Below are 479 nucleotides of genomic sequence, written 5' to 3' on the forward strand. Positions count from 1 at the left end.
ATCTCAGTACCGCCTTCTTCGGAAGCCATCAGAACGACTCGTCCTGTTGCACGGTCTACGACCACTCCCACATAATACTCTTTACGAATATCGCAACCTTCTTCAATAAGAAGTCTTTTCACTTCTTTGCCTTCTGGTCCTGTTTGGTGCGTTACAAGCACTTTCCCGAGAATTTCAGAGGCATATTCACGTACTTCATCCATAGTTTTGGCTACTTTTACGCCGCCTGCTTTACCACGTCCACCTGCATGGATCTGTGCTTTCACTACAGTCACCGGGCTTCCCAGCGACGCAGCGGCTTCAACCGCTTCTTCAACTGTATAAGCTACTTTTCCGTTTGGAACGGCAACTCCGTACTGTTTAAGTACTTCTTTTCCTTGATATTCATGGATATTCATTCTCGAATCCTCCTATCAACATGACTGCAACAAGGCGGGCTAGTTAGTCATATGTCCTTATAAACCCACATCATTGTAACA

1 protein-coding gene is annotated in these 479 nt (G+C 45.5%); it reads right to left on the bottom strand.

Translation table 11 applies throughout. From position 1 onward, the window contains the following. Positions 1-398 (bottom strand): ATP-grasp domain-containing protein (locus GQY27_RS21245; RefSeq protein ID WP_201450775.1); only part of this gene is annotated, 398 nt, incomplete at its 3' end. Positions 399-479: the final 81 nt, after the last annotated feature.

Source organism: Paenibacillus sp. An7 (assembly GCF_009870785.1).
Classification (GTDB): domain Bacteria; phylum Bacillota; class Bacilli; order Paenibacillales; family Paenibacillaceae; genus Paenibacillus.